Here is a 630-nt window from a genome sequence, read left to right on the forward strand (position 1 = left end):
TGTCAACACTTTTTAAAATGTTTTTTCAGAACTCATCAATCACTGTCATCTCGCGACGACGTTTAATATAATAACATGTTTATAATATTAATTTGTGTAGAAAATCGTGATTTACTAAAGCCTTCATTATAATATAACATTTTTCTTTATTTTTCTCTCTTTTTTGCATATTGACACTCATGGCATAGTTTACACTTTAAAATAAGGTTTTAAAATAAGAATTAGGCATTTCCAATTATAATTTGAATTCTTGTATGTTAAAATCCCTTGATGTTTTTCAATAATTTTTTTACATATACTAAGACTAAGTCCACTTCCATTTTTCGTAGTTCTTGATTCATCACCACAAATAAAAGGTTCAAACATATTTTTTTCAAGGTCTTTTGGTATTGTAGCCATAGATAGACAAAAGGTAAAAAAATAGTGTTGAATAAACGCTAAATAAAATTAATAAATCTATTTAAATCGTTCCTTTAACACTAATCTTTTACCCAATCAAAACTTTATTTAAAATTGCTTATAAAAAAATAGCAGCTATAAAGCTGCTATCTACTTGGTGGAGAATAAGAGATTCGAACTCTTGACCCCCTGCGTGCAAGGCAGGTGCTCTCCCAGCTGAGCTAATCCCCC

Annotated in this window: 1 protein-coding gene and 1 tRNA gene; both read right to left on the minus strand. The window is 29.2% G+C overall.

The features are described from left to right. Positions 1 to 189 precede the first annotated feature (189 nt). Positions 190 to 399, minus strand: coding sequence for an ATP-binding protein (locus LQK79_RS20785; protein WP_053243640.1), 210 nt, complete (start codon positions 397 to 399; stop codon positions 190 to 192). Positions 400 to 554: 155 nt separating this feature from the next. Continuing rightward, a tRNA-Ala gene (locus LQK79_RS20790) sits at positions 555 to 630 on the minus strand.

It is taken from the genome of Clostridium guangxiense (genome assembly GCF_021043395.1).
Lineage (GTDB): Bacteria > Bacillota > Clostridia > Clostridiales > Clostridiaceae > Clostridium_S > Clostridium_S guangxiense.